This is a genomic window from Geofilum sp. OHC36d9 (assembly GCF_052400685.1).
Classification (GTDB): Bacteria; Bacteroidota; Bacteroidia; order Bacteroidales; family Marinilabiliaceae; genus CAZHHH01.
This window is the reverse complement of sequence record NZ_JBQTGJ010000001.1, coordinates 123,372-142,480: the sequence shown is the minus strand read 5'-3', so window position 1 is coordinate 142,480 and position 19,109 is coordinate 123,372. Positions and strand designations below refer to the sequence as shown.

The 19,109-nt window shown below is 40.1% G+C and carries 8 protein-coding genes; 4 read left to right on the top strand and 4 right to left on the bottom strand.

Annotated features, from left to right (window positions below):
* Nucleotides 1-38: 38 nt before the first annotated feature.
* Nucleotides 39-1,739, bottom strand: a complete 1,701-nt coding sequence (locus tag ACT3CD_RS00490) for a Na/Pi cotransporter family protein (RefSeq protein ID WP_444641886.1) — start codon at nt 1,737-1,739, stop codon at nt 39-41.
* Between the two features lie 329 nt (nt 1,740-2,068).
* Between ACT3CD_RS00490 and ACT3CD_RS00485 the strand changes: the two genes are divergently transcribed.
* From ACT3CD_RS00485 to ACT3CD_RS00475, 3 genes are all read left to right on the top strand, one after another.
* The gene (locus tag ACT3CD_RS00485; protein ID WP_444641884.1) at nt 2,069-3,727 is read left to right on the top strand and encodes a SulP family inorganic anion transporter; all 1,659 of its coding nucleotides are present in this window, start codon (nt 2,069-2,071) and stop codon (nt 3,725-3,727) included.
* A gap of 464 nt (nt 3,728-4,191) precedes the next feature.
* Entirely contained in the window at nt 4,192-6,318 is a 2,127-nt protein-coding gene (locus tag ACT3CD_RS00480) for an amino acid permease (protein WP_444641882.1), read from the top strand.
* 8 nt (nt 6,319-6,326) lie between these two features.
* Entirely contained in the window at nt 6,327-7,823 is a 1,497-nt protein-coding gene (locus tag ACT3CD_RS00475) for an ATP-binding cassette domain-containing protein (protein WP_444641880.1), read from the top strand.
* A 214-nt stretch (nt 7,824-8,037) separates the two neighbouring features.
* On the opposite strand, the gene ACT3CD_RS00470 is transcribed toward ACT3CD_RS00475, so the two are convergent.
* The 3 genes from ACT3CD_RS00470 to ACT3CD_RS00460 form a co-directional block, all read right to left on the bottom strand.
* Nucleotides 8,038-9,381, bottom strand: a complete 1,344-nt coding sequence (locus ACT3CD_RS00470) for a BNR repeat-containing protein (RefSeq protein ID WP_444641878.1) — start codon at nt 9,379-9,381, stop codon at nt 8,038-8,040.
* A 476-nt stretch (nt 9,382-9,857) separates the two neighbouring features.
* Complete coding sequence (locus tag ACT3CD_RS00465; protein WP_444641876.1) at nt 9,858-12,974, bottom strand: glycoside hydrolase family 2 TIM barrel-domain containing protein; 3,117 nt, start codon at nt 12,972-12,974, stop codon at nt 9,858-9,860.
* A gap of 32 nt (nt 12,975-13,006) precedes the next feature.
* Entirely contained in the window at nt 13,007-14,224 is a 1,218-nt protein-coding gene (locus ACT3CD_RS00460; RefSeq protein WP_444641874.1) for a glycoside hydrolase family 88 protein, read from the bottom strand.
* Between the two features lie 731 nt (nt 14,225-14,955).
* Here ACT3CD_RS00460 and ACT3CD_RS00455 point away from each other — a divergent pair.
* Nucleotides 14,956-19,098: a hybrid sensor histidine kinase/response regulator transcription factor gene (locus tag ACT3CD_RS00455; protein WP_444641872.1), complete on the top strand. Its 4,143-nt coding sequence runs from the start codon at nt 14,956-14,958 to the stop codon at nt 19,096-19,098.
* Nucleotides 19,099-19,109: the final 11 nt, after the last annotated feature.

Sequence of the window (19,109 nt, the reverse complement as noted above, 5' to 3'; positions counted from 1 at the left end):
CGGTCTAAACAGCGTATCTTACTAACAATTACGACAGGCTATTTTCTGGAGCTAACTTCTTCCAAAGCCTCAGAAACATTAATGGCATAATCGGCCAACTTTTCGCATTCGGAGAACAAATCATTAAAAAGAATTCCAGCCTCATAACTGTAAACTTTTTTAGAAAGATTGTCGAGATGTTCAGCTTTCAGCTGGCTACGATAATTATTTACCTGTTTCTCAATTTCGATAGCCTTGCCAAGATTAACACTGACCTCTTCCTTGGCAAGATTGTCGCGCATCTCCTCAAGTGATCTGTCCACCAGATTAAACATCAGTTCAAGCTTTTTCATAGCCGCATCGTTGAAATTAATCCGCTTTTCACGCATCCGGCTAACGGTACGTGCCAGGTTAAAATTACAATCGCCCACACTTTCCAAATCGCCCACTAATTTTAACATCGACCGCATACGCCGACGGCCCGATTCACTCATTTTGTGTTGAGACACCTGACTCAGATAATTGGTTATTTCCACCTCAACATTATCACAAATGCCTTCGTATTTCTGTATTTTAGTGTAAAGTTTATTGAATTTTTTGTCACTCGTTTCATACAACAATTTTCTAAAAAACCCGAACATCTTGGTGGTATGCTTGGCAAAAAACTGGACTTCTCGCTTAGCTTGTAACAACGACAGTTCAGGCGTTGATAAAATGCCCGTGGTAATAAACTTCAGACGGAACTCCTCTTCTGAATCCTTATCCCGCTGAGGTATCATTTTAATGACCATCTTTTGCAAAAACGGCGTAAACCATATAAAAAGCAATACATTGATAATGTTAAACGACGTATGAAATAAAGCCAAAGCTGTAGGGATTGCCGCATAGGATTCAGAAGGAGAAACACCATTGCGATTGGTCACAAACTGGTCTATAAAGCCAGTAAAGCTATTAAATACCAATAACATCCATACAACGCCCATCACATTAAAAAGCAGATGAACAAGTGCGGCCCTTTTGGCACTCAAATTACCCACAGATGCCGCCAGGTTAGCCGTTATAGTTGTTCCGATATTTTCGCCAAGAATCATTGCGGCAGCCATTGGGAATTCTATCCAACCCTGACTAACCATCACAAAAGTCAGAGCCATGGTAGCCGACGATGATTGAATCACCACTGTTAAAACAGTTCCTATAGCTAAAAATATAAGCGTCGATAAAAAGCCCAGACCGGTATAGCTCTGTACAAAACTTAAAATTTCAGGATTTTGATTAATATCAGGTACCGCATTTTTTAAATAATCGAGACCTAAAAACAGAAGAGCAAACCCCAATAAAAATTCCCCCCACGAACGACGGTTACTGACTTTTGAAAAAATAAAAGGTAAGGCTATTGCAATTAAGGGTAACGAATAATCGCTAATAGACATTTTAAAACCAAAAAGGCTGATTATCCAACCTGTTACAGTTGTGCCGATATTGGCCCCCATAATAACGCCTATTGATTCTTTCAGCGTTATCAGACCGGCATTAACAAATCCAACAACCATCACTGTTGTTGCCGATGAGGATTGCACCACCGCGGTCACAAAAAATCCTGTCAAAACACCAAAAAACCGATTGGAGGTCATCGCCGACAGGATACTTCTCATTTTTGAACCGGCTACTTTCTGCAGAGATTCACTCATGACCTTCATGCCATAAAGAAATACTCCCAGTGAGCCAATCAACGTAAGGAAATCAAAAAATGTATAATTCATGCGTTTTTCTGGTTACGGAAAACAGTGGTTGTTTTCGATTGATTTTCAACCAATTATCCGTTGTTAACTTTATCATGACAAAAATATAATTATTTTTTCACAACCAAAGTGTAAAATCTTCACTTTTCGCAATATAGTCGACCAACATTAGAAAAAGTAGTACAAAATGGCAAAACGTTAAAAAATATTGAAAAAAAACAAAACAACCCCTCATGGTTAAAAATTACAAGCCGATATTGAATAACGGCAGATATTTCTTTTAAGTTTGCACGCTCAAACAGGACACTTTCCGACAAAGCTACTAAACACTAAATTATAAATATATTTTTATGGAGTCGTTTTTTCTGCCGAAGCTGTTAACGACGCTTCGTGGTGGGTATTCGCGCCATCAGTTCATGCGAGATGTTATGGCGGGATTAATCGTCGGGGTTGTAGCCCTGCCTCTAGCTATAGCTTTCGCGATTGCTTCAGGTGTAGGTCCCGAAAAAGGGTTGATAACTGCAGTAATTGCCGGTTTTACTATCTCGCTTCTGGGAGGAAGCCGCGTTCAGATAGGTGGCCCAACCGGCGCTTTCGTGGTTATAGTAGCTGGTATTGTAGCGACTTATGGCTTCGAAGGACTTATCATCTCAACCATGATGGCCGGCGTTATCATGATTTTATTTGGCGTATTCAGATTGGGAGCCGTCATCCGTTTTATACCCTACCCGCTTACAGTCGGTTTTACCAGTGGTATTGCTTTGCTGATTTTCACCTCCCAGATAAAAGATTTTTTTGGTCTGACCACAGGTGAACTGCCGGCCGACTTTATAGGTAAAATAGGTGTCCTGGCCTCATCATTTTCAACCGTCAGCCCGGCAGCTTTGGGCATTGCCGTCATCAGTCTGTTAGTCACATTGCTATGGAGCCGCGTCAGCAAAAAAATCCCCGGATCACTCATCGCTCTAATAATAAGTGTCATCATCGTTCCGGTTTTGGGGCTGGACGTTGAAACCATCGGCAGTAAGTTTGGCGAAATATCAGCCAGTCTGCCTGCCCCTTCAATGCCTCATATTGCCATTACTGATCTGATTAAATATATTGGGCCAGCCTTTACGATTGCCATGCTTGGCTCCATCGAATCGTTGTTATCGGCGGTAGTCTCAGACGGTATGATTGGTGGCCGTCACCGCAGCAACACCGAACTGATAGCACAAGGCTTTGCCAACCTGGGAAGTGCCCTCTTTGGGGGTATCCCGGCAACCGGCGCCATAGCACGTACCGCCACTAACGTTAAAAATGGCGGTCGCACACCTGTCGCAGGTATTGTACATGCTATTGTACTGCTCATTATTATGCTATTTGCCGGGAAATGGGCAAAACTAATCCCCTTGGCCACCCTTTCGGGAATATTGATCGTTGTGGCGTACAATATGAGCGAATGGCGAAGTTTTGTCGCCATCACCAAAGGCTCAAAATACGACACAGGCGTACTGCTAACTGCTTTCATCCTAACAGTAGTTGTAGACCTGACCGTAGCCATTGAAGTGGGAATGGTACTTGCTGCCATGTTATTTATGAAACGGATGGCAGATGTGGCTGAGGTTAAACCCCTGGTTTCGTACCCTACCGACGATACCGACGATACAGGAATGATCTCATTGGAACTTCCTGCCAATGTTGATGTATTTGAAATTTCAGGGCCTATGTTCTTTGGTGTAGCCAATCGCTTCAAAGAACTAATACATAACATCGCCGACCGCTCAACCATTGTCATTATCAGGATGCGTAACGTTCCTATGATTGATGCCACAGGCGTTTATAACTTCAATGCGATGCTAAAACATTTCATTCACATGAAAAAGCAGATTATTCTTTCGGGCGTCAATGAAAATGTTCGCGCCGAATTGGAAAAACACAATATCGTCAATTTGGTTGGCAAAGATAATGTCTGTTCAAGTTTCGATACGGCACTTGAAATAGCAAGAAACAAAGCCAAAGTAGGTTAAGATCTATTTGTCTTTTTTGTCAGAGTCCCGGGATAATGAAAATTAAATATTCATTGTTGCGGGACTTACTGCGTTTATAGCTTTAAAACTAAAAATCCGGCAGCCACCGGCGAAAAGTGAAAAAAGCTGATTTCATGAAATATAAATGCGATTAAAATAACTTTTTAAGCACCAAAGCCTTCTGTTATGAACTTTACGTGCAAGCACTAATTAGTGCCTGTCCATAAACTCAGTGTTTGAAATATAAAGTTAAAATTCAAGGCTTGCGAAGTCATAAAAATCAAGAAGTTTACTTTTCGTAAATGACTGTTTTTATGACAAGCGTAACGCAGAAGTTGACTTTATAGACAAATACTAATTAAAGGATTTTTCGTATTTTTGATGACTCGCATAATCTTTTATGACGATAATTTGTTATAGAAACTAATTCTATTCATAAACCAGACCATCAAACCACAATATATATGGCAAACACAACAAAACTAAAAAAGGAATTAGGGCTATTTGATGTGTTTTCCATCAGTACCGGAGCCATGTTTAGTTCGGGCTTCTTCCTGTTACCCGGTTTGGCCTCACAATATACCGGGCCGTCGGTATTTTTGGCCTATTTACTGGCGGGGTTGCTTATTATGCCGGCCATGTTCAGTATGGCTGAAATATCAACAGCTTTGCCACGTTCAGGCGGGGCCTATTTCTTCCTCGACCGCAGTCTGGGCCCTTTAATGGGAACCATAGGGGGCCTCGGAACTTATTTCTCCCTACTATTTAAAACCTCATTTGCCATCATTGGTATTGGCGCTTATGCCGTCATGTTTTGGGACGTTCCGGTAAAAGGGGTAGCTTTATCCGCCACATTATTTTTCATGCTACTGAATTTGGTTGGTGCCAAAAAAACATCCGGTCTTCAAAACATATTTGTCATTTTCCTGATCATTGTTCTTTGCGCCTTCATTGTTGATGGGTTAAGCAACATCTTTTTCACATCCAATATTGAAATACCTCAAAACAACAAGCATTTCAGTCCACTATTAACCAATGGTTTTGAAGGACTCATAACAACTGCCGGTTTCGTTTTCGTATCATATCTGGGCCTTACGCAAATAACCAGCGTTGCCGAAGAGATAAAAAATCCTGAACGTAATATCCCTTTAGGGATGCTTCTATCGCTTGTGGTGACAGGGTTAATATATGTATTGGGCGTTTTTATCATGGTCTCGATCATTGAACCCAACCAACTGGCCACCGAAATGGCCCCTGCTGCAGCTGCCGCCAAACATTTATTCAGGTGGCTGCCCGGGAATGTAGGCGTTTACCTCATGACCGGTGCTGCAATGGCGGCCTTTGCATCAACCGGCAACGCCGGCTTACTGGCGTCATCACGTTTCCCGCTGGCAATGGGTCGCGACAAACTGTTTCCGCCCATATTCTCCAAAGTCAATAAAAAAGGAATACCTGCGCCGGCCATCCTGCTGACATCGGGACTTATCCTCTTTTTTATCCTCGTTTTGACGGAAGAAGGCATTGTGAAGTTAGCCAGTACTTTTCAGCTATTGGTATTTATGTTCATCAACTTTTCGGTGATCGTATTTCGCAAGAGTAACATTGACACCTATGACCCGGGCTACCGTTCTCCCCTTTATCCGGGTATGCAGGTAGCCGGAATTTTCATCTCTGTCGTTCTGATTATTTATATGGGATGGACAACCATTTTATTCACCGCCTTTATCATTGCATTAGGATATATATGGTACTATTATTATGCACGCAGGAGGGTTAAGCGCGAAGGAGCTATTTTTCACTGGTTTGCACTTCTGGGTAAATACCAATACCAGGATCTGGAAAATGAATTTATGGGTATCCTCAAAGAAAAAGGATTACGCCGCGGCGATCCTTTTGACGAAACCATCATCAGAGCTCGTATTACACATCTCGATAAACCATTTAACTACGAAGAACTGACCGATTATATTGCAGAGGGCTTTGCTGTTGAGATGCATGCGCCAAAAGAAGAGCTGATTAAAGAGTTTTATGCCACGTCACCCATTGAGCCTGCATTGATCATCCCAAAAGTGTCCATTCTGTACGCAAAAAATGAAGGTATTGACCACCCTTCACTTCACATTGTTGTGACTAAAGAACCGGGTGTCAGGAAACCGGTTCATAAAGGGGGCATCTCTTCGGAAGATTACATCCGCATCTTCTTCTTCCTTGTCAACCCCAAAGCCGAATCGCGTCAGCAACTCAGAATGTTATCCCGTTTAGTGGACATCATTGAACGTCAAAACTTCCTGACCGAAGCATTAGCCATAACCAGCGACAGGGCTTTGAAAGAATACCTGTTGCACAACGAACACTATGTAACAGTTGAATTGATACCTGGTACCAATCAGGCTGAAGTGATTGGTAAACAACTGAAGGAAATTAAATTACCAGAAGAGGTGCTGGTAGCCCTAATCGAACGCGATGGCGAAACCATCACTCCACATGGAGCTACCGTGCTTCAAAAATATGATGTACTCACGATAATCGGCGAACCAAAATCTATCAATATTCTCATTGACAAATATATTGGCCGGCCTATTGACAATTAACAAGACAGATGTGTCAAACCATACTTAAATTAAAAGATGTAGCGGTAGTCATTGGCAACGAAACCATTTTCAACGACTTATCTTTTGAACTCAAAAACAACGATCACCTGGCCATTATCGGTGATAGTGGAACGGGAAAGAGCACACTACTTCGAACCATTGCCGGCAAGCAACCGGCTATAGACGGAACCATTGAGAGGCCCTTTTACAAGCGTTATAAAGAAACGAACGTTATTCAGGATCCAACCTTCTCGCTGAATCATCTTATAGCCTATATGGATGTGCGGCACGACTTCAGGAATCTGCAAAACCAACAGGACTTTTTTTACCAGCAGCGATACAACGCCTCCTTTGCCGAAGATGCACCAACAGTAAAAACATATTTGGCGCAAAAAGCGCTCTCAGCAACCTGTTCCGGGCCATGGGACTTACCGCAAACAATAGCCCTGTTGCATTTGGAGCCATTACTCGATAAGCACCTTATCAAGCTGTCAAATGGGGAATCACGACGTCTCAGGATAGGGGCTGCCTTACTAAAAAATCCGAAACTGATATTACTGGATCAGCCTTTGTCCGGTGTTGACGTAAAATCGAGACAGCAATTCAATAACATTTTTACCACCATCGCCAACTCGGGTATCAATCTTATTATGGTATGCGATGCGACAGAAATGCCATCCGTAATAACCACGGTCGCTGTTATGAAAAAAGGTGCTTCACCACAATTTATCGAACGAAAAAATTTCAGTCCAGATAACTTTAAACACACCAATTACCCGCTGGTAAATGAACAACTATTAAAACCCTTAATTTCACACCGGCCTCTGTTTAATATAATAGCAAAACTAAGAAACGCTTCAGTAAGCTACGGATCAGGTAAAGTGCTTGATAATGTCAACTGGACCATTAAACAAGGCGAGAAGTGGGCCTTATCGGGGCCCAACGGTTCCGGAAAATCAACGCTTTTGAGCCTTATTTGCGGAGACCATCCACAGGCCTACGCCAACGATATAATTCTGTTTGACCGCCAGCGTGGTTCCGGAGAAAGTATATGGGACATAAAACGTAATATCGGATTTATGTCGCCTGAATTATTTCAATTTTTCCCCGCCGATCAAAATTGTCGCCATATCATCCAGTCCGGATTCTACGACACAATGGGGGTGTTCAGAAAAGTGACCGGCCAACAGGAAAAAATTGTTGACGACTGGATAAAATTACTAAACCTGACCGATTATCAGAATAAGCCGTTACGACAATTGCCCGTTAGTATGCAACGGTTATGTTTGCTGGCTCGCGCCATGGTTAAAAATCCTGTTCTCCTGATTCTCGATGAACCCTGCCAGGGCTTTGACACGGCACAACAATCATATTTCAAAGAAATAATAGATGCATTATCGGAAGGAAGCAACATAACCTGGATTTATGTTACCCATCATCAGGAACAACTACCCAACAGTGTAACTCACCACCTTCAACTAACTGAGAATGGAAAGATTTGCTAAAAAAAAGGCGCCATGCAAAAATTTTACAGGCGCCCACATAACTAAAAAGTTTGATAAAATATAAATAGTGTCAATAAAAAAACATCATTTTTTCGTTAAGTTCATTTTTCAAAATAACCATTTAAACAAATAGACTCACATTTTTCAAGCTACGCAAGCCCCAAAACTGGAGTTATCTTATAAGCATTGAATAACAACCGCCAACAAAATGCTACTACTTCACATCAACCTCCAAAATGCCAACCGGCTGAGGCGTTAATGCAACCGTTGTTTCAGCTTGTCCCTGCGCTACTTTTTGAAAATATAAATGCAACTTATTCCGTTTTTTTATCAACTCGCTGTCGTACGATGGCTCCCACCGATCAACCGGATAAGGGCTAATAATCTGAGAATGCCAGTACAAATGGTCATCGGGTTCAGCCAATGCCAAGATCACATTGTTATCAACCTCCTCATCCCGATAAACCAATGCCAATTGTTGTCCTGAACCAGTCTTCAAAAACAACAGCAACGGCCTGCTGACAGGGATACTACGCGACCCCATGCCTCCCAGATCAAAATCGAGCTTACGCTCACTGGCCGCAGACATTTTCCAACAGTCGTTATGCCGATAAAGCACATAAAACTGAGTACAACTGTCCTCCGCCGTCTTAAAGTAGGTCGCAATATAAGGATTTCCGGAGGCATCCGTGGTCATAGATGTCTGATTAATCAAATTACTGCCTTGTGGAATATGCTGAACAATTTCAGCTGTTTCCAGCGTAATCGGTAACGCATACAATTCACCTGTTGATTTGGTCCATGTTACACCACCATCCTTAGAGCAGGCATAACACATATCATGATTAGACCTCACATCGGGGCTTTCGCGCCAAACCCATGAAACATGTATTACCCCCTTGCCATCGACAAACATTTGCCAATAAGCATTTCTTTTCCCCTGCCCATCAATTAAATTACTTTGTAGTCGTGTCCAGTTACGAGACTTCAGGTCATATTTATTAAGCACCAGATTCCCGTTTCCAGAGCCACCATCCCGGTAGGCGAAAAGCAAACTTCCATCAGCCATTTGGTAAAATTCAGGATAAGAAACGGCTTGCTCATTGCTCCCCGTCATAACAGTTTTTTCGTCCATTTGTAATCCTTCAGGCTCCAAACTCTTACAATAATTCAACGCATTGTTGTGATGATCCCAGCTGACATGCAGATAACCGTCGCCATCAACCATAAGACTAATGACATTATGGGCATCCCTAATATTTCCATGGTATTGCGTTTGCCTAACCTCCCATTTATCACTGCCATGCTCACGCCTGGCAATCACCACATGCGACGAACTGTCATAATAGGCAACAAACTGATACTTGCTGGATGATACGACTGAATTTTTTCTAAAAATTGTTGCATTAACACTGTTCTCAGACCATCCCAAACCCACCTCGCTAAGGTTGGTCGAAACAGTCGGCTTACGATGCCTGCGCGCCCCCTGCCAGCTTGCCCCAACAAAAATCAGGCAAACCAGAAAAGCACCTATAAGCAGATAATTTATTCTTTTCATGTGTTTATAATTTGTTTGTTTAGGTCTCATGGAACTCACCGAAATAATCATTCTTATTTGTGAGAGTTCCCTCTCATGGCTCGTTTCATCTGTTTATAATTTGTTTTAGTTGTTAGATGAAACTCCCATGTAAATAATCATCTCCCTATGTGAGAATTCCTTTATCATGGTCGTTTGATACATACCATTTAATAACAAATATTAATTTGTAAAATCCGATTTTAATGCCTGTTCATGAACTCTTAAGTTTAAGCAATACTTAGTGCTTGAAAGAAAGGCCAACTTCTGCATTATACTTGTCCTCAAAAGGATCGTTTACTGAAGCAGACTCACATTTTTCAGACTTCGCAAAAATGAAATTCGAACATTTCTTATCAAGCACATAAGTTTTCTTGCTGGCACGACTTAAAACGACGACTAAAAAATAACTGCCAACAAATATCTCAACTAAAAATTACCTGGGCCATAAATCTCGTTTATTTAACAGGTTTAATTATAAATCCGTACTCATAAGAACTATTTTCCAAACGATATTGCTTATGAGTCCAGGCTCCCCAACTATTATCACCACCAACACCACACTGCTCAAGATCAACACGCAGATACACGGCATTGCGGGGATGCACATCAGAAGCATGCTGTTGTTTTTTCGTAAATCCGGGATCAAAATCAGAAGTGTCAAAATGAAGCGCGCTTCCACTCAGTGGTTGTAAGCCAATAACTTTTAATCCATAACCATCGTCATTAGTGAGTGACATCCAACGAATATCCGTTTTATAGCCATTTTCCTGCGGACGAATATAAGGCGTATATTGCTCACTTACATCGCTGCTATAAACACCCAAAAAAGAAGCCGAATTACGATCATTATAGTTCTCCCATGGACCCCGGCCATAATATGAAAACTGATCGTAATCATTTGAAAGGCGAAGTGTCATACCAAAACGAGGCATATCCGGCAAATGATCTTGTTTGGATTGGTAACTAACCATCACTTTTAAACTTCCGTCACCCGACATAATATACTTCAATTGATAATCAGAACTAACCTCCTTAAGCCAAAAATCAGCCGTTACAACAACGGTACTATCCAATTCTTCAACATTTATACTATTTAGAATACGATTGCGGCCGGCAGTTCTCCAGACATTACAACGAGTTGGCATGCCATTTCCAAAATCATTATCGGTAGGTGCCCGCCAAAAATCGGGAGTCAACTCAGAATTAATTAACCAATGACCATTTGCCACCATACGATACAATAACCCCGAGCGTTTACTAATTCGTACTTCAACGTTTTGAGTACTCAAAATAATTGAACCACCATCCTGTTTCACTGCAGGCTTAGTGGTCACTGGTTCGTTGAATGCAAAATAATTATTTTCTTCAAAAAGAATCTCATCACGAGCCACCTCATGATTAGCAGGCACCAAGCCTACGGCTTTCTTCGTCGTTGCAAAAACATTCAAAGAATATTCGATGCCGGTCTCAGGCAATATTTTGGGCAATTTAATTTTCACATTCTTAGTTTCTCCCGGTGCAGCATTGCACACAAAAGTACCAGCTGCCTCTTTCTCTCCATTTTTAAGCAACTCCCAATTAAAATCAAATTGATCCAACCCAATAAATGAATACTCATTGTGAATAGCAAGCACGCCTCGCTTCTGATCAACCAATTTAACATGAATACTTTGATATTGATGCTTTACCTCCATTAAACCAGGATGAGGGGTACGATCAGGAAAGACCAGGCCATTAACACAAAAATTCTCATCATGCTGATATTTATAGCCACCAAGATCGCCACCATATGCCCAGAAATTATCACCTGCACTATTTACTGACAGCAAACCCTGATCCACCCAATCCCAGATAAAACCGCCCTGCAAATAAGGTGATGATCGTATCAAATCCCAGTATTCCTTAAAATTACCAGTACTATTACCCATAGCGTGAGCATATTCACACATAATATACGGTCGTCCGGGATTCTCCTTGTTAGCATAATCGGTCATACTTTTCATACCCGGATACATAGGACAAACCACATCCGTATTTTCATTTCTCCCAGCTTGTTCAAACTGCACCAAACGTGTATTGTCACGATTCTTAATCCATTTATATGCATCTTGAAAGACCGGGCCATTACCACATTCATTTCCCAAACTCCATAAAATGACAGAAGGATGATTCTTATCACGCTCCACCAGACGATAAATACGATCCATGTGAGCATCATGCCATTCAGGCAAATAAGCAGGATGTTTGGATTTGTCAAACCATCCCTGCCATTCGGCTCCCATCGCATGAGTTTCAATATTGGCTTCATCAACAAGATATAAACCATACTCATCGCATAATGAGATCCAAAGGGTACTATGCGGATAATGTGACATGCGTACTGCATTAATATTGTGCCGCTTCATCACTTCAATATCCTTAATCATCGTGGCTTTATCAATATAATGTCCGGTATGCTCGTTATGCTCATGTAAATTGACGCCTTTAACCAGCACCGGCTGCCCATTAACGCACAACTGACTGTTTTTGAGCTCCACAGTACGAAAACCAATTTTTTGAGATGTTGCTTCAATTAGCTGACCTCTGTCGTCATACAAAGATAAAAGCAACTGATATAAGTGGGGAGTCTCAGCACTCCAATGCTTAACACTTTTTATGGTTGACTTTAAAGACATCTCGGTTTTGCCCTCAGCATCGGCCAGCCAATTTTTATCGCCACGGAATAAATTCCGCCCCGACTCATCCAGGATACTAACCTTCAAAGACCCTTTAGCGGGCACTTCGTTATAATTCTTAACAACTAAATCAAGGCTAAAAATTCCATTTTTATAATTGTCATCCAACCCGGCTTTAACAAAAAAATCATTGATTTTAACCTGGTCAGTGCTAAGCAAATAAATATCTCTATCGATACCGGAAAGACGCCAAAAATCCTGATCTTCAAGATATGAACCATCACTCCATCGGTACACTTCGATGGCAAGGCTATTGCTGCCCGGCTTAACATAGTCAGTAATATCAAATTCGACGGGGCTCTTTGTCACCTGACTATAACCAACTTTTTTGCCATTAACCCAAACATACATAGCCGATGTGCCAGCCTCAAAATGCAACATCACCCGCCGGTTGTTCCATTCAGCAGGCAAATCAAATGTACGTTTGTATGATCCCACAGGATTATGGCTATGACTTATATAAGGCGGATTTTTGGGGAAAGGATACGTAATATTAGTATAAATAGGCGTACCAAACCCATTGAGTTCCCAGTTACCGGGTACATTTATATCTGCCCAACGGCTAACATCATAATCGTCTTTATAAAAATCAACAGGCCTCTCCGCCGGTGAATAAACCCAATTAAACTTCCACGATCCGTTAAGACTAAAGAAATAAGGAGATTGTGTTTTATCGCTCTGAAGAGCAGATTTCGCATCGGCATATGGTATAAAAGCAGCCCGGGGAGCCTCTTTGTTAATGCCAAAAACCTTAGGATTTTCCCAGTCAACAGGGGTTTGCCCAATCGCAGAGACAGTACAAAACAGTATGAAAAAGTTTAAAATAATTTTCTTCATAATAATTATTTAAGTCTATTAAGAGTTATCAATTAATTTTGAGCGCTAAGCCTCTTTTTCATTCTCATCAAAGCTTCAACATAATAATAATCAGCATAGGAAAGCGGCACATCCACCTCTGAACCATTGGGCATGTGTCCAACACTATGCATAAGAATAAAATTTCCATTAGTTCCCAACTCAGCGCGATATTCAGGAGAACTAAGACTACGAATCATATCCTTGGCTGCTTTCAGATATGTGCTACTAGAATCATCCTCAGAAACAAAATCACTCAATTCAATCAAAGCCGAACAAATGATCGCAGCTGCCGAGGCATCTCTTTTAGCATTTGGAATATCCGGAGCATCGAAATCCCAATATGGCACTTTATCGGCAGGAAGCTTTGGATGATTTAAAATAAAATCGGCAATACCGCGTGCCTGCTTCAGGTAATCGGCCAAACCTGTTTCGCGATACATCATAGTATAGCCATATAAAGCCCATGCCTGACCACGAGCCCAAGCCGATTCATCAGAATAACCCTGAGAAGTATTTCTTTTTTCCACTGCGCCGGTAATCGTGTCATAAGAAACCACATGGTAACTACTAAAATCTTCCCTAAAATGATTTTGCAGTGTTTTATTGGCATGCGATTCGGCAACATCAGAATATTTATCATCGTGGAAAGCTTTAGCAGTCCACTCCAACATTTCAAGATTCATTAAATTGTCAATGATAACCGGATATTGCCATTTTGCACTCCACGGTTTGTAATCCCACGAACGAATACATCCGACCGTTGGATTAAAACGAGTCATCAACGAATTAGAGGCCGTATGAATCACCTCTTTATACTTAGAATTTCCTGTTATCCTAAAAGCATTTCCGAAACTGCAAAATATCATAAACCCAACGTCGTGATTGTCGGTTGTATATTTTTGATCCTCCACACGAAGCGTGTAATTTTCAGCCCAGTATTTTAAACTATCCGTTGGATTATTTTCATAAAGATACCAGAGTACCCCCGGAAAAAAACCACTCACCCACCATGCCGAATTACATGTAACTAAGTTCCCTTTCTTATTGATAGTTTGGGGAAGCCTGGTAGGTTTATCTGACAAGGATTCAGCCATCAATAAACTTTGACGGGTAGCCAGCTCCAACGACTCATTAACGATTTTCTTCAGTTGTTGATCTTCATTTTCTTTATAGTTACACCCTAAAAAGAGAACTGAAACAATTAAAACTAAAACTATTTGCTTAATCATAATTTTATCTTTCCAATTAAAATATATTTAACCTTAAATTGCTATAATAATTATTACTAAAGGTGCCTCAAATTAAATTGTAAAAAATCAACGCGCCACAACCCTTCTTCTATAATATTTAACATAAAAAGACACCTGTCACAAATGTTGTTCATAAAATCTGACTTCAGCTTTACGCTTGCTCTCAAAATGTTCATGTACACCATTGAACTAAAATTTTAAGAGTTGTACAAGTCTTGAATTTAAACTTTATAACTCAAACGCCTAACTTTATGGACAAATAGTAAATGATTACCCTAAAGCCAACAAATCTCATAAAGACTAAAAAGAATCATTCTCTTGTGTGAGAATCCCTTTTCCCTGATCGTTTCATGTATCCATATAATAAAGAGTACCCCTTTACAATATCCCAACTAAAATCTCATATTACAAAAATGGGACTTGAAACTAACATCGTTAGATATAAAATCGATTTAGTTTATCACAAATTACAAACAGCTATAAATTATTTAATTTATTTTTGTAAAAATCTGACACATATTTAATGTTAAATGTAAAAAATCAAGACTCCAGACAAAGAATTAGCACTTGACAATCAACATATTAATCAATTCGAGAGTTGCACATTTAACATTCAAACCTTACATTATCCCATTTATTCTCTTTCGAGAATAGAATTGTATCGTATAAATTTGAAGTCCTAAATCAAAATACGACTAAATTAATAAGCCATGCGTTTAAAACAAATTTCATTTGCCATAACACTTGCCTTTATTTCCCTTGAATGTCTGGCACAAAACGAGCTACACTTTAGCCACCTAGGAATTGAGGAAGGCTTTACAAACAGCCGGGCTAACAGCATAATTCAAGACAAGAAAGGCTTTATATGGGTTGGCACATGGAATGGATTAAACCGCTACGACGGATACAACTGTGAGGTATATCAACCAAATTTCCATGATACAACAGCCATCTCAAACAGGGAAATTGTAGATTTATTAGAAGACTCTGACGGCAATATCTGGATTGGCACATCTAACGGATTAAACTGCTTCAATCCCACATCAGGCAAAATTACCATCTATAATTTTAAACACCGCATACTCACCTTATGTGAAGATCGTGAAAAAAACATTTGGATTGGTACATGGTATGGAGGTTTACACAAACTAACGCCATCAACAGGTAAAATCAAAAATTATTTACCCAACGACATTGTCAGCGATATATTTATTGATTCAAGAAACATCCTTTGGGTTGCAACTTATTATGGACTGGTAAAATTCAACCAAAAGACAGAAGACTATCAGCGTTTCCTTAGCAACCCAGACAAAAACTCACTCAGCAATGCTACCGTCACCGGAATTACAGAGTCGGCAGATGGCAATCTTTGGGTTGGCACATGGGGTGGTGGCTTAAACAGGGTAGAGGTATTAGACCAAGGCAGCCGGCTAATTTTCACCCACTTCATGTCGGAAACCACCCAAAACAGACTGGCAGATAACATTATTTCAAAACTTTACTATGATCAATTTAATAACTTGTGGATAGGAACTTGGTCCAATGGCCTATACCGACTAACAGAAAAACAACAACAGGCGGCACCGGCTAAAGCGTTATTTACCAACTACCATGAAGAACAGGACAATCCCTCCGGTATTGCCGGCGATCGCATTTCGGCCCTTATGGTTGATAAAACAGGCATATTATGGGTTGGCGGCGCCGATATCGCTTGCGCATCTATCCATCAAACAGGCGTTAATTACTACCGACTTCCATTTAATCACTTATACCCAAACTACAAGCCAACAAGTAGTGCAATTGCAGGTTACCAAAATCACATTTGGGTCTCCAACAATCACCAAATCGCCCAATACAAACTAAACGAAGGAAAATATAAGCTAATAAAAACATACAACCCAACCGTCATCGCAAACGGAGAAACCTTTAATAATGCCGTTATCCTGAACCTAACAGCAGACTCATCAGGACTTTGGGTTGGAACCGATGACGCCGGTCTGGCCTATTATCCGTACACTAACGACATGCAACTTGACAGCGATCAAGCTTCCTTTTACAACCAAAGTACAAAAAAGGCTTCTTTGCCCGGAGACAAGATTACCTGTCTTTTTAAATCAAAGAAATATAGAAATGTAATTTGGGTTGGAACCATGCAAAATGGATTCGCTAAACTTGTAGTAAAGAATGGAACTGCCGTTGCGTCAGAAGCCTATTACAATGGAGAAGGGAGTACTTACACCTCCGACAATAATATCAGGTGCCTATACGAAGACTCCGAGGGCCTGCTATGGGTTGGCACTCAAAAAGGTCTCAACCGCTTTAATCCAATAGAACAGAAATTTGAAAAATTTTACTATTCACCATCTGATACAACTTCTTTAAACGACAACATCATAAATGCGATATATGAAGACTCATTCGGAAACATGTGGGTGGGAACCAATACTGGCCTTAACAAAATAATTGAAAAAGATAATAACAACGGGCTCAAAACAATCTCATTTAAGGGATATCCAAACATCAAGTACCTCAAAAATGAAATTGTCACAAACATTCTCGAAGATCAATCACAGAACCTTTGGGTACGCACCAACCGTGGACTGTTAAAATTCAATATTCAGAACGAAATCATATCCGGCACCTTTTTCTCTAAAGATTTCGAAAACAATCGCTTAAATCGCAACACCACATTTAAAAACACGGAAAATGCAATCGTAATAGCTGATCTCAATCGTTTCTTAACATTTAACCCGAACAGTCGCAACCAAGATACAGCAACCCCAAACGTTGTAATCACGGATTTTGCAATTCTAAATAAAAGTATCAACGGTTATCTGGCCGATAAACCAACACTAATTCCATACGCAGACAATGTAAACATTACCTATAAAGACAAAATGCTCACATTCGTTTTTTCCGCTATGGATTATAAAAACACAAAAAAAAATGAATACAGCTATAAACTAGAAGGTTTTGATGACCAATGGAATTACATCGGATCAAGAAATTCAGCAACCTACACAAATATTCCACACGGCCAATATATTTTTAAAGTCAAAGCAAAAAACAGCGACGGCATTTGGAGCAAAAATGAAACACGATTATATATTACCATTGCCCCCCCATGGTGGAAAACAACATGGGCTTATCTTTTGTATACCCTGATCATTTTAGGTTTAATCCATTTTTTTAATAAATACTCCATTATCAAAGAAAAAGAGAAACACAAATTAAAATTTGAGAAATTAAAAAGAGAAGAAATAGCTCGATTAGACGAGATGAAATCACTATTTTTCACCGATATAACGCACGAATTTAAAACACCTCTCACTCTCATTTTTGGTCCGGCAAATGAACTTGCGGCAGATAAAAAGATGAGTAAATATGCACTCAAACAAGTTGAATTAATTACAAATAATGCCAAAAAATTACTTCGACTGGTGAATCAATTAATGGAATTCCGAAAAATAGAGAAAGGCATCATCGATGAACTTCAAGCAGAACAATGCGACATCGGTCTTATCTTAGAGGAAGTCTACAACTCATTTAAGCCCCTATCCGACACAAGAAAAATCAAACTGAGCCTAAATATTATACAAAAGCCTCTAAATGCCTTTGTAGATCCTGACAAAATTGAAAAAGTACTATTTAATCTGGTTTCCAACGCTTTTAAATACTCAAAGGATAACAGCGCAATAACCATCACAGCCAATTTGCAAGCAAGCGATCAAGCAGACAAAAAAATAGTTATACGAATAAAAGATGAAGGAATTGGCATCTCAGATGAACACAAACAAAAAATATTTGAACGATTTTATCAGGTTAATCAGCTAAAGACACAAAGTACAGGCGGCATAGGCCTATTTTTGGCAAAAACGTTAATCGAACAACATAATGGTCAAATACAAGTAGAAAGCGAACCAGAAAAAGGCAGTTGCTTCACAGTCGAAATTCCTGTTAATCCGCTCCTGAAAAAAGAAAAACAAAAAAAGGAGATTGCCATCACCAACTTAAATTCAGAATCAAAATACGACCTATCAATGGATAGTGATACAGATAGGAACTCCGAACCTCAAGATGATACCAAACCAATCATTCTGATTGTTGAAGATGACTCAGACCTCAATGATTTTTTAAGGATGGGATTGTCATCTGACTACCAGACTATCAGCTCATCCAATGGAAAAGAAGCTTTGGAAAAAACGCAAGAACTAATCCCCGACCTAATACTATCAGACATAATGATGCCTGAGATGGATGGTTTTGAATTTTGCCAGGCCGTCCGAAAAAATATGGGAACCTCACACATACCTATCATATTCCTCACTGCCAAAACCATGCAGGAAGATGAAATAATGGGCTTAAAACTAGGCGCAGTTGACTATATCTATAAACCTTTTAATTTGGTTTCTGTTAAGCTTAAAATACACAACATACTAACCAACAAAAAGATACTACATAAAAAATTTCGAACTGAAAGTATTCTTAAACCCGAAGATATAGAACTTTCATCATTAGATGACCTCTTCCTAAAAGAAGCCGTTGAATCCGTCAACCAAAATCTCGACGATCCTAGTTTTGATGTTGAAGCATTCAGTCGCGAGTTAAAAGTCAGCCCCAATCAGGCATACCGAAAAATTAAAGCCTTGACCGGACAAACGGCCAAGGAATTTATCAGAAATCAAAGACTTAAAACCGCAGCCAATCTACTGCTACAAAGAAAACGCACTATTTCCGAAGTTATCTATATGGTAGGTTTTACAAGCCCCTCATACTTTTCAAGGTGCTTTAAAGAATTGTATGGTTACACACCCTCTGAATATATGGAACAACAAAACTCAGAGGGCAATTAAAAACTAGTAAA